Annotated in this window: 29 protein-coding genes, 1 tRNA gene and 1 pseudogene; 16 read left to right on the forward strand and 15 right to left on the reverse strand. The window is 54.1% G+C overall.

Features of this window, described 5'->3' with window-relative positions:
• Window position 1: 1 nt before the first annotated feature.
• Complete coding sequence (locus KP808_RS08620; protein ID WP_230018101.1) at window positions 2–421, reverse strand: DUF4124 domain-containing protein; 420 nt, start codon at window positions 419–421, stop codon at window positions 2–4.
• Window positions 422–572: 151 nt separating this feature from the next.
• On the opposite strand from KP808_RS08620, the gene KP808_RS08625 reads away from it, so the two are divergent.
• Window positions 573–743 (forward strand): DUF6021 family protein, encoded by a 171-nt coding sequence (locus tag KP808_RS08625; protein WP_054072234.1) that lies wholly within the window; start codon window positions 573–575, stop codon window positions 741–743.
• Between the two features lie 52 nt (window positions 744–795).
• Here the strand turns inward: KP808_RS08625 and KP808_RS08630 are convergent, their stop codons facing one another.
• From KP808_RS08630 to KP808_RS08640, 3 genes are all read right to left on the reverse strand, one after another.
• Window positions 796–1164 carry a c-type cytochrome gene (locus KP808_RS08630; RefSeq protein WP_031599503.1) on the reverse strand — a complete coding sequence of 123 codons (369 nt, stop codon included), beginning with the start codon at window positions 1162–1164 and terminating at the stop codon, window positions 796–798.
• 66 nt (window positions 1165–1230) lie between these two features.
• Complete coding sequence (locus KP808_RS08635; RefSeq protein ID WP_230018103.1) at window positions 1231–1761, reverse strand: hypothetical protein; 531 nt, start codon at window positions 1759–1761, stop codon at window positions 1231–1233.
• A gap of 261 nt (window positions 1762–2022) precedes the next feature.
• Entirely contained in the window at window positions 2023–2526 is a 504-nt protein-coding gene (locus KP808_RS08640) for a cupin domain-containing protein (RefSeq protein ID WP_219171198.1), read from the reverse strand.
• A gap of 212 nt (window positions 2527–2738) precedes the next feature.
• Here KP808_RS08640 and KP808_RS08645 point away from each other — a divergent pair, with 212 nt between their 5' ends.
• The 3 genes from KP808_RS08645 (at window position 2739) to KP808_RS08655 (ending at window position 4312) form a co-directional block, all read left to right on the forward strand.
• Entirely contained in the window at window positions 2739–2996 is a 258-nt protein-coding gene (locus KP808_RS08645; RefSeq protein WP_004661336.1) for a DUF1652 domain-containing protein, read from the forward strand.
• A gap of 266 nt (window positions 2997–3262) precedes the next feature.
• Window positions 3263–3559, forward strand: a complete 297-nt coding sequence (locus KP808_RS08650; protein ID WP_230018105.1) for a DUF7660 family protein — start codon at window positions 3263–3265, stop codon at window positions 3557–3559.
• A gap of 324 nt (window positions 3560–3883) precedes the next feature.
• Window positions 3884–4312, forward strand: coding sequence for a hypothetical protein (locus KP808_RS08655; protein ID WP_230018107.1), 429 nt, complete (start codon window positions 3884–3886; stop codon window positions 4310–4312).
• A gap of 156 nt (window positions 4313–4468) precedes the next feature.
• Here KP808_RS08655 and KP808_RS08660 read toward each other — a convergent pair whose 3' ends face one another.
• Together KP808_RS08660 and KP808_RS08665 are read right to left on the reverse strand one after the other, a co-directional pair.
• Window positions 4469–4879 (reverse strand): hypothetical protein, encoded by a 411-nt coding sequence (locus KP808_RS08660; protein ID WP_096101216.1) that lies wholly within the window; start codon window positions 4877–4879, stop codon window positions 4469–4471.
• Window positions 4880–5039: 160 nt separating this feature from the next.
• Window positions 5040–5561 (reverse strand): hypothetical protein, encoded by a 522-nt coding sequence (locus KP808_RS08665; protein ID WP_230018109.1) that lies wholly within the window; start codon window positions 5559–5561, stop codon window positions 5040–5042.
• A 289-nt stretch (window positions 5562–5850) separates the two neighbouring features.
• Between KP808_RS08665 and KP808_RS08670 the strand changes: the two genes are divergently transcribed.
• The 3 genes from KP808_RS08670 to KP808_RS08680 all read left to right on the forward strand — a co-directional run bounded on the left by KP808_RS08670 (window position 5851) and on the right by KP808_RS08680 (window position 7121).
• Window positions 5851–5991, forward strand: coding sequence for a hypothetical protein (locus tag KP808_RS08670; protein ID WP_016981394.1), 141 nt, complete (start codon window positions 5851–5853; stop codon window positions 5989–5991).
• Window positions 5992–6315: 324 nt separating this feature from the next.
• On the forward strand, window positions 6316–6753 hold the full coding sequence (locus KP808_RS08675; RefSeq protein WP_016981393.1) for a hypothetical protein: 438 nt from the start codon (window positions 6316–6318) through the stop codon (window positions 6751–6753).
• A gap of 38 nt (window positions 6754–6791) precedes the next feature.
• Window positions 6792–7121, forward strand: a complete 330-nt coding sequence (locus KP808_RS08680) for a hypothetical protein (protein ID WP_147462589.1) — start codon at window positions 6792–6794, stop codon at window positions 7119–7121.
• A 738-nt stretch (window positions 7122–7859) separates the two neighbouring features.
• On the opposite strand, the gene KP808_RS08685 is transcribed toward KP808_RS08680, so the two are convergent.
• On the reverse strand, window positions 7860–8273 hold the full coding sequence (locus tag KP808_RS08685; protein ID WP_230018111.1) for a hypothetical protein: 414 nt from the start codon (window positions 8271–8273) through the stop codon (window positions 7860–7862).
• Between the two features lie 217 nt (window positions 8274–8490).
• Complete coding sequence (locus KP808_RS08690) at window positions 8491–8889, reverse strand: hypothetical protein (RefSeq protein ID WP_230018113.1); 399 nt, start codon at window positions 8887–8889, stop codon at window positions 8491–8493.
• Between the two features lie 391 nt (window positions 8890–9280).
• Here KP808_RS08690 and KP808_RS08695 point away from each other — a divergent pair, with 391 nt between their 5' ends.
• Both KP808_RS08695 and KP808_RS08700 read left to right on the forward strand, forming a co-directional pair.
• A complete protein-coding gene (locus KP808_RS08695; RefSeq protein ID WP_230018114.1) occupies window positions 9281–10396 on the forward strand; it encodes a hypothetical protein in 1116 nt (371 codons plus the stop codon).
• A 186-nt stretch (window positions 10397–10582) separates the two neighbouring features.
• Window positions 10583–11377 carry a DUF2971 domain-containing protein gene (locus tag KP808_RS08700; protein ID WP_016981388.1) on the forward strand — a complete coding sequence of 265 codons (795 nt, stop codon included), beginning with the start codon at window positions 10583–10585 and terminating at the stop codon, window positions 11375–11377.
• 91 nt (window positions 11378–11468) lie between these two features.
• Here the strand turns inward: KP808_RS08700 and KP808_RS25945 are convergent, their stop codons facing one another.
• Window positions 11469–11729 carry a nucleotidyltransferase family protein gene (locus tag KP808_RS25945; protein ID WP_326839557.1) on the reverse strand — a complete coding sequence of 87 codons (261 nt, stop codon included), beginning with the start codon at window positions 11727–11729 and terminating at the stop codon, window positions 11469–11471.
• A gap of 323 nt (window positions 11730–12052) precedes the next feature.
• Between KP808_RS25945 and KP808_RS08705 the strand changes: the two genes are divergently transcribed.
• Complete coding sequence (locus KP808_RS08705; RefSeq protein WP_230018116.1) at window positions 12053–12301, forward strand: hypothetical protein; 249 nt, start codon at window positions 12053–12055, stop codon at window positions 12299–12301.
• 34 nt (window positions 12302–12335) lie between these two features.
• On the opposite strand, the gene deoC is transcribed toward KP808_RS08705, so the two are convergent.
• The gene (gene deoC, locus KP808_RS08710) at window positions 12336–13016 is read right to left on the reverse strand and encodes a deoxyribose-phosphate aldolase (RefSeq protein ID WP_230018118.1); all 681 of its coding nucleotides are present in this window, start codon (window positions 13014–13016) and stop codon (window positions 12336–12338) included.
• 102 nt (window positions 13017–13118) lie between these two features.
• Between deoC and deoR the strand changes: the two genes are divergently transcribed.
• Window positions 13119–13889, forward strand: coding sequence for a DNA-binding transcriptional repressor DeoR (gene deoR / locus KP808_RS08715; RefSeq protein ID WP_230018120.1), 771 nt, complete (start codon window positions 13119–13121; stop codon window positions 13887–13889).
• A 5-nt stretch (window positions 13890–13894) separates the two neighbouring features.
• On the opposite strand, the gene KP808_RS08720 is transcribed toward deoR, so the two are convergent.
• From KP808_RS08720 to rbsK, 3 genes are read right to left on the reverse strand one after another with little or no spacing between them, the layout of a single operon-like run.
• Window positions 13895–14962, reverse strand: a complete 1068-nt coding sequence (locus tag KP808_RS08720; RefSeq protein ID WP_230018121.1) for an aldose 1-epimerase family protein — start codon at window positions 14960–14962, stop codon at window positions 13895–13897.
• Entirely contained in the window at window positions 14959–16290 is a 1332-nt protein-coding gene (gene fucP / locus KP808_RS08725) for an L-fucose:H+ symporter permease (protein ID WP_230018123.1), read from the reverse strand. The genes KP808_RS08720 and fucP overlap by 4 nt, the downstream gene beginning before the upstream one ends.
• 29 nt (window positions 16291–16319) lie before the next feature.
• The gene (gene rbsK / locus KP808_RS08730) at window positions 16320–17246 is read right to left on the reverse strand and encodes a ribokinase (RefSeq protein WP_230018125.1); all 927 of its coding nucleotides are present in this window, start codon (window positions 17244–17246) and stop codon (window positions 16320–16322) included.
• Window positions 17247–18245: 999 nt separating this feature from the next.
• Between rbsK and KP808_RS08735 the strand changes: the two genes are divergently transcribed.
• The 5 genes and pseudogenes from KP808_RS08735 to KP808_RS08755 all read left to right on the forward strand — a co-directional run bounded on the left by KP808_RS08735 (window position 18246) and on the right by KP808_RS08755 (window position 20752).
• The gene (locus KP808_RS08735) at window positions 18246–18431 is read left to right on the forward strand and encodes a hypothetical protein (RefSeq protein ID WP_004664555.1); all 186 of its coding nucleotides are present in this window, start codon (window positions 18246–18248) and stop codon (window positions 18429–18431) included.
• Between the two features lie 101 nt (window positions 18432–18532).
• A pseudogene (locus tag KP808_RS08740) lies at window positions 18533–18755 on the forward strand (IS3 family transposase); the annotation flags it as partial.
• 641 nt (window positions 18756–19396) lie between these two features.
• Window positions 19397–19897, forward strand: a complete 501-nt coding sequence (locus KP808_RS08745; protein ID WP_230018127.1) for an Hcp family type VI secretion system effector — start codon at window positions 19397–19399, stop codon at window positions 19895–19897.
• 29 nt (window positions 19898–19926) lie between these two features.
• On the forward strand, window positions 19927–20322 hold the full coding sequence (locus tag KP808_RS08750) for a polymorphic toxin type 44 domain-containing protein (RefSeq protein ID WP_004659794.1): 396 nt from the start codon (window positions 19927–19929) through the stop codon (window positions 20320–20322).
• Entirely contained in the window at window positions 20300–20752 is a 453-nt protein-coding gene (locus KP808_RS08755) for a hypothetical protein (RefSeq protein WP_004667489.1), read from the forward strand. The genes KP808_RS08750 and KP808_RS08755 overlap by 23 nt, the downstream gene beginning before the upstream one ends.
• 144 nt (window positions 20753–20896) lie before the next feature.
• On the opposite strand, the gene KP808_RS08760 is transcribed toward KP808_RS08755, so the two are convergent.
• Together KP808_RS08760 and KP808_RS08765 are read right to left on the reverse strand one after the other, a co-directional pair.
• Window positions 20897–21268: a hypothetical protein gene (locus tag KP808_RS08760; protein WP_122280304.1), complete on the reverse strand. Its 372-nt coding sequence runs from the start codon at window positions 21266–21268 to the stop codon at window positions 20897–20899.
• Window positions 21269–21498: 230 nt separating this feature from the next.
• Window positions 21499–21588 (reverse strand) — tRNA-Ser (locus KP808_RS08765).
• Window positions 21589–21753: the final 165 nt, after the last annotated feature.

The raw sequence follows: 21753 nt of genomic DNA on the forward strand, positions 1-21753 counted from the left end.
GTTATCGAGCGGCGTCCTGGCGAGCCGCTTGTTTTTTTGAAGACATGCCACCCGACGGATCAAAGCACTGGCTGTCGTAACGCGGGCTCTGGCACTGCGAAGGGATGTTCGGCGGTGGCGGGCGGTTTCGTTGATACGCCTTGTAGCGTTCCGTCTCGTAAACCGTCACGTGGGTGCGGCCGCTGATCTTCAGGTATTCAGTGGCCTTGAGATTGGTCTGGTGAACATAATCGAGAGGCTCACCCTCGCGCCGCATGTTCGGCGGGCCCTGGCGCTGCAGCGCGCTCTGTGCAGCGTTGTCACAGGGGATAGATGCATAGCTCACCTGTCCCTGCGCTGATGTGCATTTGAAGATCTCACCGTATACCGTGCCTGCGCCCAGCAGCGCTGCCACTGCCAGCGTGATTGAAAGCCTTTTCATGGTTCTCTCCTTGCATGGCGCAAGGCTACCATTTGCCTCTGAACGCCGCCATATCCTCTTGCTGCAAGGCCCCGTTCGTCAGACATATCGCACGGCTATGTTGATCCGCTTTCTGACTATCAGGTTCTGAATTTAACCAGTGGAGGCGCATATGACCGGCACCAAGCCAGGCAGCAGCAACGAAGACAAGAATGATCCGGGTTTTGACGAAGAGTCACCGAAAACCCAGGACCCGCAAATCGATCCGATCGGGCCCGCCAAGACTCCAGCCACTGACAAGGGCAGCAAGGATGATTACCCGCCGTACACCCCGGACAAGTAACTGAGCTACTGCCCTCGGTAAACACCGAGGGCGGTTTATCTACCTGTCCGTATTATTTGTTTGCGTCCAGGTATTCGAGCAGGTCTTCCATTCGCTCATCGTTGCCCATCCACCACAGTTTCATTCGCGTGCCAGGCACGACTTCGCCTGGGTCCTTGATATACGTGCGCAACTCTTCACGCGTCCAGACCAGCCCCGAGTTTTTCATTGCGTCGGTATAGACGTAGCCTTCCTGTTGCCCTGCCTGACGGCCAATAATGCCGTTGAGGGGCGGGCCAAATGCGTTGCGTGCAGAAGGGCCGATCTTGTGACAGCCGGAGCAGAGGCGGGTAAAGACTGCTTTTCCGGCCTCTGCATCACCTGCGCCGTAAGCCAGCGGTTGCAGTGCCAGCGCCACTATGAATAAGGCAGTTTTTCTCATCGATATCCCACAGCGCGTGCGGCCGTCTGGTCAAAAGCGACGAATGTTAGCGCAATTATCGGAGGTTCACTTGCTGGCCGGGATCTGGCTCGACAGTTCGTCGAAGTCACGCTTGTAACTCGCCATCTCTGCGGCACTGACGAAGCTCTGTTCAAGGACCACTTTCTTCGCGCCGGACTCGATGGTGTCCAGTTGATGAAGGAAGCGCTTCTTCTTTCTGGCCTCCATCCGTGTGCCAGCCTCATCGATAGCCGTGCGTAGCTCAGTTGCTCGCTGGTTTACGAAATCCTGGCCTCGACGATCAACGGTGAGCCCGTCGTTTTCGACATAGCCCTCCAGCCCGGTTTTCTTCAACACCAGCCAAAGCGCCTGATCCGGCGTGAACGTACCCTTGAATTTCTTGACCTTTCTGCTGCTGTCAGCGCCCAGGTCGACGGTAACCGGGCAGCCGGATCTATGCGCCAGTTGTTGCAGCGCCTCATCCAGACGTTGTGAAGGCATGTCATAGGAGACGGGTGCCATCTGGCATGCAGCGAAGGCCGGAGCCGCCGTCAGACACGCAACGGTGAGGACCAGTTTTTTCAGGGTGTATTTCATGGTTGGAGGTTTTCTTCCGGGAAGTAGGGCTTGGAAACCATTTTCTGCATGATGTTCCCTATCTGCCCGACGCCTGTAAAAGCAGTCGTGTTCCTGATGTCTCTGGGCGCATGCGGGGTGCCATGTGCTCAAATCGCAGACAAAGAAAAGCCCGCGATGGGGGGTAGCGGGCTTAAGGTCTTGCTGGGAATTGAGTTAACAATAAACCCGCGAACGTGAAAAAAGCGTGAACTGCCGGATACAATTTATGAACAATTGAAATCAGGGCTCGCCTTCCCAGTAATCGAGGTTTTCAGTGGTCCGCTGGTTGGCGGTAAACACCCGGGTTCCCTGCACTGAAACCATCGCCTGATACTTCCCCGAGTCCGGGTATTCACAGACCTCCGGCGTTTCCCGGGTGCTGATCGACAGGTACTTCAGCGGCGCCTGCGAGGTGTTGATTATCTGATGAGGGTATTCGGAGCCCGCCGGGATAAACACGATGTCACCCGTCCGGATCGGCAGCATCTCGCCTGCGACACGCAAACTGCCTTCGCCCTCGATGATCACGAACATCTCTTCCTGCGCATGATGAAAGTGATAAGGGCACGAGCGCTTGCCCGGCGCGACGACATCAATCGAGGCCCCGAGCTTTTGTGCTGCCGTGCCTGTGCCCAGGCGGGCTGCCGAGCTTTCATAGAGAGGTTCACGAACTTCATGTGCGAGGGGAGCCTCATTGAAATTGCGAATCAGACGAGACGCCAGTTCACGTGCGCGTTCATTCATGTCGGTCGAGGCTCGGGGAGTTCAGAAGAGGGTACTTTAGACCAGACAGCGTGATGCGTTGCAGGCAGTTACCTTGATCAGGAAAAACAGTCCCGAGCAGTCGCACAAAAAGCCCCCGCGCCGTGCGCATCCGTTGCGCAGGTCGGAAACCTATTCACCTAAAACTCGTCTACTCTTTACATCACGATTTAGCCCTTTGCAGAGGACGCACCATGTTTTCAAAACCCGATATTCAACGCGTTCTTGAAACGGCCTTTCTGCCGTCAAAGTGCGAGTGCGTCGTCGCGCTGGATGAAACCTTTTCAGTGAAGCTTCTCCACCCCGAGTCAGGTGATATCCAGCTGTATGTAAAGGGGCTGTCCTTGTCCGAGGTAGAGAGCAGCCGATCCATCGCGCGGCTGGTGCTTTCGCTGAGAGAACAGAGAGACCTGATGGGGCTGATGGATTTGTCCATGAGGCGGTTGGCGTAGGGGCTGGGCTCGGATTTTGATTGGGATTATTTGATTGCATTCACAACGTCCTCAGCAGAGTCACTTGCGCCCGGGCCTCGCCTTCAATGAATCGCTTCATGACCGCCCCTGCTACGATCTCGACGATGAAAAGGTTAGACGATTACTGGCCCTTTCTCACAGCCTAGCCCCAAAGAGGGCGTAAGCTTGCCCCTCATCGCGTGGCATAGCAGCATAGTGAGAATTTACTCATTCGCTATCATCTATCACGCGCCTCCAAGGCAACCATGTCCATAAATCTTGATGAGCTACTGAAAACCGTAGACGACGAACAATCATTCATCGGCTTCATTGAAGCTCTAGGTATGGATTTTGCCGAGGAGCGTTTGCTGCGGGAGATCTCTCCGCCGTCTCCCTATGGACCGGGGGCGCTGGGGTGGGAAAACGGCTCTATTGATACCTTTCTTGATGCTGCCGCAGCGTGGGGGACTGCCAGCTCACGCAGTTCTCCTCTGAGTCCCAGTAGATCAAATGTATGGCAACGCTGTGCGGCAATTTTGCTGGCTGGTAAATTTTATGAATGAGCCCAGCTATTGCTGTTCGAAGGACCACGACCGAACGAAGGCTGGCGGTAGTGAAAAGTCCATTATCGACTCATACTGTTTTAAACCGCAGGTCTTGAACTGCTCGGCGGTGTTTTCACACAGCCTGGGACGATTGCTGCCTCTCGCGAAGGGCTGCAATCGGCCAAAAGCGGACGTTTGCAATAGGTGAAAAGATATTTCTTTTCGTTGTGAACGCTCGCTTCTAAGCTGTGAGATGTTGCCGCACCGTGGCTCAACGCGCCGACGATGCGTTGGGTTCAATGCTGATTTGCATACCCCCCTGCAACACCATGGAATGACCAAATGCACCCATCGTTAAAACAAGCACTCGACATCATTAATATCGAGCGCAACGCCGCCGAATACACCCAGGCGTTTGACGCGGTGAACGAAGTGGTAAGCGTATTTGGCGAGCTTGACCTAGCCAATCGCCTGTTCGCGGAGATACCTCGAACGGTGCCCGAAGAGCTGGTTGTCGAACTGTTCAATTTATTGGCTTGGCAAACAAACGATAACGGCGCGGCAATGACGCGTGAGGTCGAGACGTGGCTCAGAGAACAGCACGATCCGCGCAAGCTTAGGATTGCCATTAGCCTGGATGTATATCCATTTCCAGATGCCCAGGAGATGTATCAGGTGTTGTCCACGCTGGCTGCGGCTATCCCAGAAGTGGCCGCTATGTGCCAGACGCTCATCACGTCACGAAAGGCGAGCAAACACAGTCAAACATGACGAAAGAAGAAAGAATCACCGCTGGGTCCGCTATGGGTCGATAGCGGTCGGCCGCGACCGGCTGCTAATGACCCAAAGCGGACACCAGTTGCTGGAAGCAGTCGGCCCAAAGCGGCTTCAGATCAACAATGGGATTTCAGCTTCTGCGATTCACACCTACAAGCCGCATAGAATTTCGCGTCTCATCTGGAGAGCAATTGCTGCGAAGCCCTTTCCAGTGCCACGCTTGCGGGGCGCGTAGTCTTGATTAGCAGAAACATCCTCCCACTGAATCACCGATTCCACGTACCTATGAGAGCTATCGGTTTCAATTTCAAACTCTATGAACCGCTCTGTGTGAGTGAGCAAAAGACCATAAAGGCTTGGCATTCCGGGAAAGTCGACTTCAAGGTCGAGTACGACGGTCTCTGACCATATAATGCCTTTTGACTCGCCATAGTTTTTTAAGGCGAGGGGAATACCTCTGGCCAACCAAACTTTGGCGGTTAGCATGAGCCTGTGGGCCACAAGAGCATTTTGCTCTTGCACGTTCAGTTGGCGCTTTTTTAACAGACGGTCAATGTCCACTTCAATCTACCCTAAAATGGTCGCTTCCAGAATGGCGATGACCTGCCAAACGCGCAACGACTCAGGCGAATCCCATCCCCACGCTGCTACCCAGTCCGCGCGCGGCGTAGCGAGGTCCCAATGTCGTTACCGAAAGACGCCTTTCGACCCAAAGCTTTCATCAAATTGAGGTAACGAAGCGCGTTTCGAGGCCCACGTTTACTGGCGGTAGGGCATTAATCAACACGACGGCATCGTCGCCTTGGTTAAGGTAAATCAAGAAGTCACCAGTCTCGAACGTGACTCTGAATCCGGCCAACCAAGGCTCGTGTCCGCTGAAAGAGTCAAGAATTCCCTCGACTGCGCAAATTTTTGTGTTCCCAAGGTGCGTTGCTGATAAACCTGCGAGCAGGTTCTCCCTTTTCCAAGAGCAGGTCGCGTTCGGCTCTATCTCGAAAGCCGTTGGCGTATCGGACGGCAACCAGTCCGCGCCTACTCTCTCGCCGTCATTCAAGAGATACATTGATAAAACTTCTCGCTCGCCAAAATGCCACTCTAGAGAACCTATGTCTCCCAGTTCTTTCTCGTCGTTGAAATAATACTGGTCGTGCAGCAGCTCGCTCAGGCGCTTTCCCAAAAGCGAGCGTGCGTTTTGAAGGTCTTGTACAGCCCTTGATGGGGACGGAGAGTAGCGGCTAGACATCGTGTATCTTATACAGGTGGGAAGAGTGGCAGATACTATACAAACGCCATCACGTCTGCTTTTGGCCGATAGCCGCCTGTCGCGAAAAGCAGCAATCGGCCAGGAGCTGAGTTTCTGCGACCCCGCTAAGCTAACCGCCGCAGCCCCTGCCGTACGGCAACGGTTTCGGGATAAAGGCTTGACTGGACAGCATGGGCCGAAAACCGCGGTTGATATACTGACGGTTATCCGGGATGTGGATTGAGTTCTATGAGGCGTCGCAGAAGCGCCGGTTCAAAGGATTGCCCGCATGATCGACATCCTGTTGCCGTCATTGGGATGCCACAGCCAGGGCAAAAAAGATCAGCAGGTTGCCGCACCGCATGGCCCCCGGCAATGGTCTGGCAGTGGCTGTAACGAAGGCGAAAAACTTTGCTCACAGATTCGCTGAGCAAGGCTCCTGACGAAGAGCACAGCATCTCACCATCGTCGGCATCGACAAGATTCGAATTGCAGTAAGGGCAATGCATTGGCACGCGATCTCCAGTCTGACCTGAGTGCATCCTATGCCGTATGGCGGCAGAGGCATCCCAAGCGATGATTCCCAACAGAGAGCCAGCTCTCAGCCAAGAGCGGACGTAATGGCGATTGTGTAGTATCTGCCTCTATTCCCAAGTATACGAGGTACTCGATGTCTGGTCGCCACTCCTCGTCCCCAGCAAGATCTGGCCAAGACCTGCAAAACGCCCGTTCGCTTTTGGGAAAGCGATTGAGCGTGCTGCTGCACGACCAATACTATTTCAACGACGAGAAATATCTGGGAGACATAGGTTCTCTAGAATGGCGGTTTGGCGAGCGAGAAACTCTATCGATGTATCTCTTGAGTGATGGCGAAAGAGTAGGCGCAGACTTGTTGCCCTCTGATACGCCGGTGTCCTTCAAGATAGAGCCGAACGTAACCTGCTCCTGGAAGAGGGAAAACCTACTTGTAGGTTTATCAGCAGCCCACCTCGAGAACACAAAAATTTGTGCAGTTGAGGGAGTTCTTGACTCTTTCAACGGGCAAGAATCTTGGCTGGCTGGATTCAGGGTTACGTTCGAGACCGGTGACTCATTAATCTACCTTAACCTGGGCGACGATGCCGTCGTATTGATTAATGCGCTACCGCCAGTCAGCGTTGGCCTCGAAACCCGCTTCGTTACCTCAATTTGATGAACGCCTTGGCGTCGATAGCAGCCTAGGGGGAGAAGATGAACGAAGAATTCAGCTATGTCTGGCTATTGCCGCTGCTTGAGAAAACTTTCGAAACAGCTGCACTCGATTTGCCTGATGCGGTAAGAGCCCTTAGCAAAAAATATACTCTACCTGCCGACATAGCGTTGCGGCGGCTTGTGATCACAGCTTTGATGTCGCATTCCGAATATTGGTCAGGACTGGCGCTTAAATGGCTGGAGGATGGCTTTCCTGTAGACATTCCGCTGACCGCGCTCTTGGCTCATTGCGCCGAGGACAAAACGTTGTCTCAGTCTTGCCGTCATAGAGCACGCAGGCTTGTCGGTCGAAAAAAATTATGGGGCTGAATTCTATGTCTGGCTGTTATCGACCGAGTCTGTTGAAAAAGTCGGCTTCAGTTTTCACGGCAAGTTCGTGCCTGAGATTGAAGTCTGTGCTTTGGGCAAACGGACTTTTTCAACAGAATCGACCCATTGCTGCCTGTCGTAACAGTTGCTGGCCTAGCGTGGATATCTTTGCCAGCCTATTGTGCGCAACATGTACCCAAAAAAAATGGAGCCCAATGATGAGGGCAGAACGCTATCGAGTTCGCTTAATGTTCGAATGGGGCGGCGGTTGCCTTTGGTGTGGAAACAATATCGCCCGGGATAAATTTTCTGTAGGGCCTATTGAAGAGAGGCTACCACTCAGTAACGAAGTCCAGGCAATGCTTAACGAGCTTTCACAGTGGCATGACACCTCGCTGAACTGGGATTATCCACCTGATCCCGCCCTTGGAGTGCAGACGATTACGCAAGATTTGACGAGGCCGCCGTTAAGTTACTGAAATTCATCCAACAGGAATTGGGTGAAGAATTCGAGGTGGTGTACGAAAAGCTTTAGCTTGTCGGTGTGAGCCTTCGACCTGATTCTGATAACGAAAGTATGCAGCTATAGATCGGTAGCCCACCTTTGCAACAGGCCGCAAATGGCCGAGTGTTCCCCACCACATCAGACCGCCACAACCCAAAGCGGACAGCCGTAACTGGAAGCCGCCGGCCAAAAGCGGTTTCGTATCCACCTGTCTGCTTCTATGACATCCGCACCTACAAGTCGCGAAGAAGTTCGCGTCTCGCCTGAAGAGCAATCGCTGCGAAGCCCTTGCCACTGCCAAGCTTGCGGAGTGTGTAGTCCTGAGGAGTAAAAACATCCGCCCATTGACTCACCGATTCCACGTAGCTATGAGTGCTATCAGTATCAATTTCGAACGCAATGAACTGTTCTTCCTGATTGAGCAGTAGACCATACAGGCGTGGCATTCCGGGAAAGTCGACTTCAAGGTCGAGCACGACGGTTTCTGGCCATCTAATGCCTTTTGACTCGCCATAGTTTTTTAAAGCGGGGGGGGGGAACCCTGTGGCCAGCCAAGCTTGGGCGGTTATCATGAGTCTGTGGGCCACAAGAGCATTTTGCTCTTGCACGTTCAGTTGCCGCTTTGTTGTCAGGCGGTCAATGTCCACTTCAATCTCCTCTGAAATCGTCGATCCCAGGACGGCGATGACCTATCAAACGCGCAACAACTCAGACGTTTCCCACCTGCACGCTACTGCTCAAACTGAGCAGGGCGTAGCGAGGTCTCCATGGAGTGAGCGTAAGACGACTGTCGATCCACAGGTGTCAGCAACCAGAGTCAGAGCGGAGGCCGGGGCTCACGTCTTGTAGCCATCGCGTTCTTGGCTACCACACCAAGATGGGAAATATATCGCGCCGCGTACTCACGACATAAGACTCCAATCCATTTTTCTCAGGATGGATTTTCAAGATCATTTGCGTGCTGAAGGTGATGGTGAAAACCCCAAAACTATCGATTGAAAAAGCTTCTACATCGAGGTTTAGAAAGTCGAAAAGTAAAGGGCTTGTGGCAGCATCTTCACCATGCCCCCACTTGCATACCCTATTGATATCACAAGCGAATGGGCACTGAATTAACACGCTAGCCATATCGCCAAAAAGCAGAATCTGCGAACCGATCCCGACAGTTACACCTGTTAGCACGGAAGGAATCATTTCGGCCAAATCTGAATCATTTATCATCGTGCCGTACTCTTTGCATACAGGTGGTTGCTGAAGAAGCATAGGCGTGAACCGGCTTCCATTTAGTAGGCAGATAATATATCCATTTTTTAGCGCGGCCACCCGGGCTGACCATCCGAGTTGGGGGAAGCTGCTTGGGTGACGTCAGCTTCTGGCCGATTGTGTTGAAAAAGTCGGTTTTCCAAACTGCTCGGATAGTGATGGGGGAAAACACCTTCTTTGCGGGTTGCTACGTAAATCCGAGTCCGGAAGCCTCTGCTAAAGTTAAGGATTCCAATCTCAGACGCGTACTTTTTGCCATGGGACCAAAGCCGGACTGTTTTCAACAGAATCGGCCGATAGCGCCCCCCCACAGTCTCGATCTCTTGTAGGATCAAAAACTCGCCTAGGGCAATATGGCTGTTTACTCAGCGAAAACATTGGGGAAACACGAGTGCTTGAGGATTTTGAGGTGGTCACGGACGTCGCTGAAATCTTGCGATTGAACAAGCAACTTGCAAAGCAACTGCGCTCGACGCTCCCACACAAAGAAAGCCGCGAGATTACCTACCCCGCCGGGCATCATACCGGGACGGTCTACTTCGAAGCTCGGTCAGGGGTCGGCGTTCGAGCCTGGTCACCGCACATTGCGCCAGATAGGCTTCTAAACTATGTGCTATCAGCGGATCCCAGAAGTACGAAGTGGATCGAGATAGTCGTCCAATTGAATTTTCCCGCGGGAACCTACAATCGACGTATGGCCGGCGCTTTTGTCAAAGACGGCAGCGGGGACGTCTTTGTGGCCCATCGAGGCAAGCTGACGAAGGGCAATGCGGGGCTTCCGAAAGATAAGGTATTCCGTGAGTTCGCAGCCCGCACTGTCGAAGCTAGTGATAACGAAAAGACTTCAAGAGTGATCCTGATTGGCGGATTAACGGATCCTGAAATTGCCAACCGTTTGTGGGCATTCGCTGAGGAAGCTCGGGAGGTCGCGACTCGGCTGGGTGAAGAACTACATGGAGATGGAAAAAGCGAGCGCACCAGGACGTCCCTTTCAGATAGGGCGGGCAGTCGTGATTCCGAGGAATTTGGCGGGGAAATAGAGGTTGATGAAGGTGCCCATCGGGCTTTTGTACCGGCTGAGGCATTGTTGAAACTTCGTGATTATTTTGACGAGTATTCTGGAGAGGGGCGAGTAAAAGGGCATGGGGGTGGCAAACGCACAGTTGAGCACGGTGCAGTCGTTCGGGCATTGGAGCTTGCGCTGCAAAAGCAAGGAAGCAGCCAGAAGGCGCAGGCAATCGACCTTGCTGTTGTCACGGCTTCTAACGTAGACCTTTTTGAAGTTAAAACAACTGCCCGAACGACGGACGTGTACACGGGGGTTGGCCAGTTGGTTATTCACGGTGAGTGTCTCTACGACGTACTGGGGCTCCCGGTGAAACGCTACCTCGTACTGCCAGAGAAGCCAAAGGCTAGCCATAGCAGGGCAGTATCTAGATCGGTGGGCGTCAAAATCGTCACTTATCAGAAGAAGGATGCGACGTATCAGTTCATAGGACTGCCCTGATGACAGGCCGTCGACAAATGTCCGCTTCTGGCCGATTTCTACCTTTCTTGACGGGCAGCTATCGGTCAATCGCTGCCACTTGAGTTCGTATAAGAAATCAGTGGCAGGCAACTGTAGGAAGGGGGCTTGCATAAACCCCCTTAGCTTGATCTATTAGATAAATCAACTGCACTTTTAGGAGGTAAAATGCCAGCGACTATAGTGGGCGATTTGTCGGATGAAGAGACCATCTGGCGCTACATGACTTTGGATAGGCTTATTAATATATTGGATGATAACGCGCTATTTATGACTGGCTTGGGTGCTTACAGTAAAAGTGATCCATATGAGGGGTATCCCCCGCCCGTCGTACTCAAGCAAGTCAAGGATCATTGCCCACCCTCCATGTATTTTTCCCATGATACCAGCAAATCGCAAGATCTAAATAACTTCAAATTGTTTGCTGAAAGACTTTTTCACTCGCGAGTAGTGTCGTGCTGGTTTCAAGGTGATGAAGAATCAGAAGCAATGTGGAAGATATATGGTGATGCCGGAAAAGCGATAGCAATCCGCACAACTGTCGGCAAACTCGCAAACGCACTTGGTAACGAGTTCGATGGAAAAATAGCAAAAGTGCTATACGTAAATTATACTAAATTTACACATGAGGACTACAAAGCCGTAATGGGCGCCCATGCTCAAAATGGTTTACTTGACCCCATTTACAAGAGGCATTCCTACGCACATGAAAAAGAAGTCAGAGCTTATTTGCAAATCAAAGATGCTAAAATAAACAAGCCCGAGACCTATAAATCGTATTTAGCCCCAATAGATTGCTCTTCTTTGATCGATGAAATTGTTGTCTCACCATTCTGTGGTGGGTCGTATGTCAAGGCGACTAAAGCGATTGCTACACAATTTGGCGTTGGAGATAGGGTTAGGCAGTCAACATTACTTTCTGATCTAATGCCACTTTATTCAGGAATAGAAGGCACCACTTAAATTTGGCTGGCTCGTCTTTCCCAACGATTTTTAAAAATCAATATATTAACTCAAAAAACATATAAAAACTTCATTTTAGGATACAGGAAAATCATAGGTATGTTAACGAACATTGATGAACGCGACTGCTTCTGGCCGATTGCTGCCTTTCGCGATGGGCAGCTTCGGGTCGATTTCTGCCAGTGACGGCAGGCCGGAGTCGACCCGGGCCGTGTGAAAGCGCGCCGAATACCTCGGCTGTCTCAGGCCATGCCTCCATGGCGTTTGTAGCCGAGCTATAAGGCTGGTCGTCATTGCGTACATGTATGCGCGCTTGGTTTTCACGGACCAATTCAATGGGGGTAATCGGCATATATTGACCCCTATGAGATTGTCGATAGCAGGATCCAGGAGCGCTTCATCAAACCATATGAAGTCAATGTCAGCTGGAAGTGGCGAATAAGGTCGACTGTGCTGCAGAACCCATATGCGCTACGGATAAAACCTGCACCAACCCAGCAATCTGGCAGGCACAGATCCCTGATCAGCCGGAGCATGCGGACACGGGCCGGGTCTGTACCCAAGGTGGTCCGCAGTTGATGAAGCTTATCCATTTGCCCGCGAGTCCGTGCTGTTGATTGAACTGTGAAGCCCTCACGGGGACTGAACTTAACACCCCTTTAAGGAGCCAGCCCCATGAACAGCGATCAACTCAATCAACACGACGCCGAGCGCCTTCACCAGCGAGTGGCGTCCGAACTGGGCATTACTGCCGAAGAGCTGACCACTTGGATGATCAACGATATCGAGCGAGTGACCGAGGGCGGTGAGGACGTCGGGCACATGGTGGTATTCCGTGAGTCGACCCCTGCGCAGGTTCTCGACAAGGTTAAGCACAAGCAAAGCCATTTCACGGCTATGACCGGCGTGATCGATCTGAGCTAAGTGCAGCGGGCTTTGATGTTCAAAGCCCGCAGACTCAATAGCCTGCCCCCGTACCTGCGCCTGTCACGATCGCAATCCCGGAACTGGTGCCCAGGCGTGTTGCGCCGGCTTCGATCATCGCTCTGGCCGTGGCCACGTCGCGCACGCCGCCAGACGCCTTGACGCCGATGTCGGGGCCTACTACGCGGCGCATCAGTGCCACATCCTCAAGCGTTGCGCCACTGCGGCTGAAGCCTGTGGAGGTTTTAACGAATGCCACGCCCAGCTCGCGGCAGATCTCGCAGGCGCGGATCTTCTGCGCCTCATCGAGCAGGCAGGTTTCCAGGATCACTTTGAGCGGCACCTTGCCACAGGCCTGCAACACCGCGGCGATATCGTCGCGGACCTCATCGAACAGGCCGTCCTTGAGCCAGCCGATGTTCAGTACCATGTCGATTTCCTGCGCTCCGGCGGCGATCGTCAGGGCTGCTTCCGACGCCTTGCTGGCACTCAACCCGGCGCCCAGCGGAAAGCCCACCACCGCGCAGACCTTCACGGCAGACCCGGCCAGTTGTCGAGCGGCAAAAGGCACCTGGCTGGAGTTCACGCACACCGAGTAGAAGCCGTGTTCCCGGGCTTCGGCGCAAAGTGTGGCAATCTGCTCTCGGCTGGCATCCGCGGCCAGCAAGGTGTGATCGATGGCCTGGGCCAGTGCAGCGGGTTCGAGTGAATTCATCAAAGGATTCCTGTCATCATTAAAAACACTTGGGTGGATACCCGTAAGTTATAAAATTAACACTTGGTGTTACTCTAGCGACACCAACAACGGATTGCCGGGATGCCCGTGGACGTCAAGAAAACCGACCGCATCAAACAGATCCAACAGGCCCTCCAGGATCAGAAAGCCATCCATCTGCGGGAGATGGCGGCGCTGCTCGAGGTGTCCGAAATGACCTTGCGTCGCGACCTCAGCCGGCATCCTAGGCAGTTAAGGCTGCTGGGCGGCTACATCACCCGCGCCCACGATGATCCTGAGCCGGGGGATTACCGGGTCAGCGAGCAGGACACCCGCCATGTCGAGGAGAAGCGCCGCATCGGCAAGCTGGCCGCTGCTTTCATCAGTCCTGGCGACACGGTTTTTTTCGACTGTGGCACGACGATCCCTTTCGTGGTCGACTTCATCCCAGACGAGCTGGAGTTCACCGCGGTGTGCAACTCGCTCAACGTGCTGCTCAAGCTGCAGCAGAAACCCAACTGCAGCATCGTCCTGTGCGGCGGTGTATTCCACCGCAAGAATCAGGTGTTCGAGAGCCATGCCGAAACCAGCATCCTTGATGGCGTGCGCCTGACCTGGGCCTTTGTCTCGGCGGCCGGGGTCAGCCTGGACTGCGGCGTCACCTGCTTCAATTTTCACGAGGTGGAGGTCAAGCAGAAGGTCATGCGCCAGGCCCGGCAAAGTCTGCTGCTGGCTGATCATTCCAAATTCGACGCCGTACGCACCGCGCACTTCGGTGCCTTGAGCGACTTCCATTGCGTGGTCAGCGACAAGAAAATCCCGCGTAGCTACCGCGAGGCCATCGAGGCTGGCGGGGCGCAGCTTGTAATCTAGAGGCATCACGGTTGCAGCGCCCGGCGTTCGGCTGTGTTCAGGTAACCGGTGGTCACGCTGAACTCGGCGCTGGCACCGGGCGCGAGGCTGCGCACGTTGCCTTTGGCGAGTTCAGCGCGGTAGCCCTCCGGTTCGCAAGTGGCGGGCAAGACGAAGGCCGCCACCTGCTGATCGGTGTTATGCAGGATCCAGCGCGCGGCATGTTCAAATTGCCGGGGGCTGTAGCGGGTGTAGAACGCCGCGCCGTCGGGATGATCAAGGAAGAAGTGCGCCTGTCCCTGGGCGTCGCTGCGCACATCGTCGAAGAAGCAGACGATCTCCGGGTCATACAGCGCAGGCGAGTCGAGCACCTTAAGGCGAGTCGGGTCCTGGCTGAGTTCGGCGATGTAGGCGCTCCAGGCCGGCGTCGGCCGCACATGGGCCGGCACGCTGGCGCGCACCCTTGTGCGCTCGCAGCCCAGCGGCTGGGTGAGGAGGGCGTCGTCGACGTAGGCGTAGTTCATGTGCGCCATGTACATCAGGTCCATGGCCTTGCCGGCCAGATTGACCACCTGCATGCCGATCTCGAACAGCCCGCTGGCCGGGCGCAGGGTCACGCTCGGGCTGGCCCGGTAATGGTCGCCGAAGCCCTGGACGTATTCACAGGTGCCGCCGAGGCGCAGATAAGCGCCGTGCTCGTCTTCGCCTGTTTGCAGCCAGGCATCGTCCATCGGTGCGCAGGGCATTTCGCCGTGCAGCGCGTGATCATCCTCGGGCCCCGGGCAACCGTTGCGCAACAGGCCGCTGTGAAACATGAAGCAGCCGTAGGTGCCGATCACGCTGGCACTGGGCCGCGGCTGGGTGAACATATTGAGCATGGTCAAATCAACGCCGTCGAATTCGGCCGACCAGATCATTTGCCCTTGCCAGGGCAGGATCACCAGTTTGCCGCGGCTGTTTTCCAGTGACAGCGCCTTGACGCCGCTGGGGTAGGTCCAGGCACGCACGCTGAAATTCGCTGATTCGAGCAGCAGCCTGCTGGTCTGGTCCCAGAGCTGTGGGTAGAGCGGCAGGCGCAACGTTTCGCTACTCATTGCACCACCGCCGTGGCCGAGCCACCCAGCACCGGTTGCGGCTGACGCATGCAGTGCACCGCGTACATCACGATGACCACGAAGCACAGCAGCGGCACGCTATAGGCAATCTGCATGTTGCCGCCATTGGCATCGCTGAGCAGACCCTGGAAGATCGGCATCACGCCACCGCCGACGATGCTCATCACCAGCAACGAGCCGCCGACACCGGTGTCCTCGCCAAGCCCATCAATGGTCAGACCATAGATGGTCGGCCAGCAAGGCCCGAGAAACACGCTGACCCCCACGGCGGCATACACCGCGGTGATGTTCGGCACCAGAATGGTGTAGGCCAGCAGCACGATGCACAGCACGCCATACACCGCGAGGACTTTGGCCGGGTGCATTTTGCGCATCAGCAGGTTGGCAATCATCTTGCCGATAAAATAGGCGGCAAAGGTGGTCAGCAGGAACCACGAGGCACTGCGCTCGTTCATGCCGCCCATTTGCATGGCCAGGCGAATAGTGAAGCTCCACACCCCGACCTGCGCGCCGACGTAGAGGAACTGCGCCAGTACACCGAAGCAGAAGCGCGGATTGCGCCGCAGGCGGCCGAGGCTCTGACCGATGCTCGTACGCGGTTCGCTGACGGTGCCGTTGCCCTTGCACGCGGGGAAGCGGGTGATGGCGATCAGAATGAACATCAATATGAGTACCGCGATCATCCATTTGTACGGCAGCAGGGTCGACTGGATCATTTGCAATTGCTGCGCCGCAGCCTCACTGGCGCTCATCTGGGCCAGCTGTTCGCTGGTGGCGTCGGTGTCCTTGAACATCACGAAGCTGCCGACGTACACCCCGGTCATGGCACCGAACGGGTGGAAGGTCTGCGAGATGTTCAGGCGCCGTGTGCCGGTTTCCCGCGGCCCCATTAGCGTCGAATAGGTGTTGCACGCGGTCTCGAGAAACGACAGACCGGCGGCGATGACGAACAGCGCCATCAGGAACATGCCGTACTTGGCGCTCGACGCCGCCGGAAAGAACAGGGCGCAGCCGAACAGGTACAGCATCAGGCCGATGAGGATGGTGGTCTTGTAGCTGAAGCGGCGCACCACCAGTGCCGCCGGAATGGCGACGAAAAAGTAGCCCAGGTAGAACGCCGACTGGACGAAAGCGGTCTGGAAATCGCTGAGCATGAAGGCTTTCTTGAAGTGCGCGATCAGCACGTCGTTCATGCTCGCGGCCGCCGCCCAAAGGGCGAAGATGCTGCAGAGCAGGAGGAAGGCGAACCACGGCGTGCGGTTCAGGTAGAACCCGTCCGGGGTTTGTTGCAGCGCAGGCTTATTCATTATTGTTCTCCGCGAGATGCTGGTGAGTGTCAGTTGGCCGATGCATCGAGGAATCGCGCAAACGTGGACGCATCGGGATACGAAGATTGCGTGCCGAGGCCGGTGACCGAGCAGGCGGAGTAGGCCACCGCCTGCTGCATGGCCTGGCGAATATCACCGCTCTGGCTCCAGTGTCGGGCGAAGCAGCCAATGAAGGCGTCACCGGCACCGGTGGTGTCACGCGCCTGAACCTTGACCCCTGGCACCTGCCATTCGCCTTCGGCACCGACGTACAGCGCCCCTTGTTCGCCCAGGGTGACGATGACGTGGCGTACGCCCTGCGCGACCAATTGGCGTGCAGCCTGAGCCGCTTCCTCGGCGCACGTGACCGGCTGGCCGCTGATCAGTGCCAGTTCGCTCTCGTTGGGGATCAGGAAATCCAGCTGCGCCAAGTGCTCGCGGCTCAGGCCGGCCAAGGCCGGGGCGGGGTTGAGCAGCACCGGGATGGCATGCCGGTGAGCGAAGGCGATGGCGTGGTAAACGGTCGCCAGCTCGACTTCCAGTTGCAGCACAATCAAAGCGCAATCGCGCAGTTGCGCCTCGGCGCGGTCGATATCGGCCGGGCTCAGGTGGGCATTGGCACCTTTGACGATGAGGATGCTGTTGTGGGAGTTCTCCTGGACGAAGATCGGCGCGACGCCGCTCGAGACGCCCGGCACCCGTTCGACGAAGCGTGTATCAATGCCCAGCCGTTGAAAATTGGCCAGGGTGGTATCGGCAAAAGCATCGTCGCCGACCTTGCTGAGCATCAGCACGTCGGCGCCCAGCAGCGCCGCAGCAGCGGCCTGATTGGCACCCTTGCCGCCGCAGCCCATGGCAAAACGCGGTGCTTCGAGCGTTTCGCCCTGGGCGGGCATGCGTTCGATGTAAGTAATCAGGTCGACCATGTTGCTGCCGATGACTGCAATCTTGCTCATTGTTATTTTGACCTCACCAGCGCCGACGGAAGCTTCGGCGGCTTCTATTTATGTTATTTAAATAACATTTTCTGTGAGTATTCAATCTTTATTTTTTGATGTGAGCGTGCGCTATCAAAACGCCTGCAGGGCGTTTCGGTGGTCGTTCCGGATCGGAGAAAGGGGGGGGTGTGTTTCAAGTATGGCGGTGAAGCAGGGGTTCGAACCTGTCCGATATAGGACTCGGAAGGAAAAGGTTGTCTAAATTAGTGCAATCTTGGACGTTTTAGTCGGATGCACCTGAGCGCTTTTTAAGTCGTCAACAATTTCTTGGATACATCTGACCGACAGCTTTTGGTCGACTCTTCTGAACATGTCGTTTTTCTTCGAAATCGTCAGTAGGCTGGCCAGGAAACTTTGGCGGTGCACGTCACGTTTTCATATCACTGCTTTTCGCGCAAATACAGCGCGGAGAAACATCCTGCCGGCGAACCGATTATTGATCCCACCAGCCAGCGACCACGCACGTTCTGTCCGATCCGTTATCGGCTGCCCAAGCAGCTGTCAGCATTGATCCTTGGTCTGATTCACCGAAGTGCAAAGTGAGCCAGAACAAGGGGCTACGAAATTGGGCATACTCCCTGCAAATAAACGATCCATCGGGGCCGTAGTACGTCATCTTCCAGATCCGCAAGCGGTGCAGCCAGGACGGCAGGAACAGGATCTGACAATTAGAAAAGCTTGTGGACGCGTGTGCTGCCTGACCTTGTGGCATGAGGCTATTAGCCCATTTGTGCTATTGATCGTATTAGGTTTCAGTACTCAAATGTGCCATAGAGAAGCGCATCTCTAAATCAAAAATCATGCAGCTGACTTAGGGTCGCTGTTTGCCTGGTCACGGTTTAGGGCCGCGGCAGTGTACCTTGAGTGCCGACAATAAAGCGCTAAAGTCGGTGGGGTATTGTGACGTTCATGCGGCCTTTACAGGCTCGCATTACCTGCTAAAACTATGGAGCATTTATGAAAGACAACATGAAGAAAGTGCGTTCGCGAAATATTGGAATCGCCTTGGCGCTCGCATTGGGCGTTGCATTCAGCGGCACTGCAAGTGCGTTTACATTTGAACACGGGTGGAGTTGCCAGAATAAATGGTATCAAATGGGACTTATTGAACTGATTTCGTGCGGCGGTGGCGGCGAAGGTTGAGTTTTTTACGATACACGCTATATGCGGTAAAAATAACATGTGCTTCAAGCCTTACATGCCGGTGAAGATGCGGTCACACGACCGCATCTTCACGCCGCATCATCGTGTCGATGATGCTGGAAGACGGCGAGCAAATTGGACGGTTCAAGGTGCGAGGCCTGATGCGGGAACTGGAGTTGGTCAGCGAACAGCCTGAATCACACGCCTACAAACCAGCGACGGTTGAGCGGTCTTATATTCCGAACATCTTGAGTCGAGAGTTTGATGTGCCGGTGCCGAATCGGGTCTGGTGACATCACCTACATCTGGGCTCAAGGGAAATGGCTGTCGTTGTGGATCTCTTAATATTAGAAATAATTGCCGAGTAGTCATTTTCTGGAGATATCAAGTCATAACCGATTAAAAAACGCCCATCGAACTCTCCTTGGGAGGCTAAATGCCACCGGCTGGAGAGCCGTAGCCTACGTCCTTGGCATTGCCACCCTTAATTTCTGCTCTGTCCCAACAGATTTCCGGGGTCGTCCTTACGTAACGCTGCAAGGTGGAGTCAATCAATTCATGGAACCCCAGTTTTCATTTGAAGATGCAACAGACCCTACTATAGCTCAGTTGCAAAAGGGTAGTCGCATTACTCTGGCCTGCACCGGCAGGGGCGACATTGCCAAGACGCCTATTTCTGAAGACTGCCAGTTCGTACGCTGAACAATCTGAATCTGAATCGGGATCGGAAGCACCGCACTATCATTAAGCTGTGCTCGACTGCCCCCCCCGTGCGCTCTGTTTAGCAGCGCTGAAGCTGACCCGACCCCAACGATATTTCCAGTCAGCACAGTCAATCGCCGTCGAATGTAGCGCGAGCATGCAGCATGGGAATTGGAAAACAGGGAAAACGACCTCCCTGTTCCGTCAGCGCGGGAATCTTAGTATCATGCTAGCCCTTGCGAAAACCTTAAAAGGAATTAAGTATGTCATTTGAAGCCTACCTACAAATCGAAGGTATTCCCGGAGAAACGCTCTCCGAAGGTTACGAAAACTGGATTGAGCTACAGGATTTCGACCTCTCGGCCAGTCAGACAGCGTCCGCTACAGCTACGTCCGCTGGCGGTGCAACTTCTGGTCGCGCTTACTTAAGTGATTTGCTTGTCCGCAAACCTGTAGATAACGCTACCCCCAAACTTCATGAGGCTTGCTGTAGTGGAAAACATTTTAAGCAGGTGTCGGTTCATATATTTAGGGCTGGCGATCCGAAAGTTAAATACCTTGAGATAGTGCTTGAGGAAGTTATAATTAGCTCTTTCGCTTTAACGGGCAATGGCGATCAGTCTAATGCGTTTCCGAGTGAGCTGATTGCGTTAAATTATGGCCGCATCAAATTAATCTACTCCAAACAAAGTCGGAGGACTGGGCAAAGCGCAGGGCAAATTGCGGGTGGCTGGGATGCCATCAGCAATAAAATTTACGCCTGATCCTGTGCGCGTTTGGAAGAGAGCAAGCCATGAACTATGAAATGCCAGAAGCGATACCTCCCGGCGTTAGTGTCGATGTGCACATGAAGCTTGCGAACGATCAGTGGAAGAAGGACCCCGCTGTCGGTGCATTCATGAGTTGGTTTTATTACAAAGTACGTAATCATGGTCCATGGGACTATAAGCAGCAGAATCATGCGTGGGAAGATTTCGGCAATTTTCACTACGGCGCCGTGGGCAGAGCTGGTCAGTTGCCTGATCAGATTCTGCTGAGGGCTGCGGGGTTTGCTCAGAAGCGTTCAGGCACACAGAGCACCAAGGTGGATTGGGGGAAGTGGTACTGGCGTGCGCCGTATGGCGATGATCCAACTGACCAATATTGGATAGAACAAGGTATTGAATATGCAAAGTCAAAAGGATACTAAGTCGCGTAATGTGTACAAGATTCTGTTCTGGTGCCTGTTAGGTCTTTTAGTTATTGATTACATTCTTGATTCGGTGGTCGGTGGCATTGCAGATGCTGATGAGCTTGTTATTAAGCAGGAGGTTAAGGGCGGGGCGTGGGTATACGTAACTCGCTACGGTGCACCTGCTACTGATTTGGATACTCTGAGATTCTATATCGACAATCAGATCCAAGGAACAGATCAGGAGATTTTAAAGCAGCTAAACAAGCAGTCTTCTTTTATGATTACGGACAGTAGTGTGCAAGATGTCGTAATTCGCGATACTCAGAATGGAGTGGGTATTGATGTAAAAGGCGCTGTTTACAATTATTACAGCAAGCAGTACACCGACGGCGAAAAGTTTAAAAGTTACCGCGTCAGCTTGAATCAGCAAGATGAGCGACGCTGAGTGCAAACCCTCTAATGCTTTTGTCTTTCTACATCTGCCTTATTGAATATCGGTCTTACTACCGGTCGAATTCCGTCTACGCCGGATAGACGATTTCCGACCATGGCGAGATCGAATTTAGGCTACGTCTCTCATCCATTCCGGCTAATCTTCGAAGTGTTCGTCGTACGCGATAACGCTGGGCGCCGGTGCAATCTGCGCCGCTTTTGGCAAGGGAGCAGGGGTGTACTCAGGCACACGTTCGCCTCTTGGGTTTGGCGTGACCGCTACAGGCTTAGGGATGGCCTCCAGCGGCGACATGGACGCCAGAATAAGGTCGCGAGTGATTGTCATCGAGTTGGAATATGCGCAGCCATGAATACGGCACTTCTCGATGGTCAGGTATCCATGCTCACGCAATTTCTTGATGAACGCCTTTGCAACAGTAAGGCTGCAAGCACACGCGCTGGCGATGTGGTTCTGATTGTCGAACCACAGCTTGCCTTCGCCGGTGAAGTAGTCGTGCCGATCTTTCATGAGCACCCACAGAATCTTGTCCTGTGCAGAAAGTGCGACGGGCTGGCGAGTAGTCAGGCTGAGAAGCTGGCGGGCTTGGAGAAGGGTGTGCGGGCGTCGAGAATGTATGCACATCCCCAGCCATCGGGGGAGGGGAAGCGCTGATCGGCGAGAACTTGCAGCACTGTGAGTAGTACAAACAAAAAACCCCGTGAACTCTAAGTAACTGAATTCACAGGGTTTTCTTAATATGGCGGTGAAGGAGGGATTCGAACCCTCGATACAATTTCTTGTATACACACTTTCCAGGCGTGCTCCTTAAGCCACTCGGACACCTCACCGTATCTCGACGACAACGTTGTGTCTGTCGAGGCGCGCTAATGTAGTCGAAACCTTTTCCTAACGCAAAACTTTTTTTCAGATTTTTCATGCGGTTAAGCAAATAAACGCTTATGCGCCACTGAAAAGCCCGAGAAGGCGGTGCGGCGCTGAGGCGCAGCGCCGCT

Source organism: Pseudomonas savastanoi (assembly GCF_020917325.1).
Classification (GTDB): domain Bacteria; phylum Pseudomonadota; class Gammaproteobacteria; order Pseudomonadales; family Pseudomonadaceae; genus Aquipseudomonas; species Aquipseudomonas amygdali.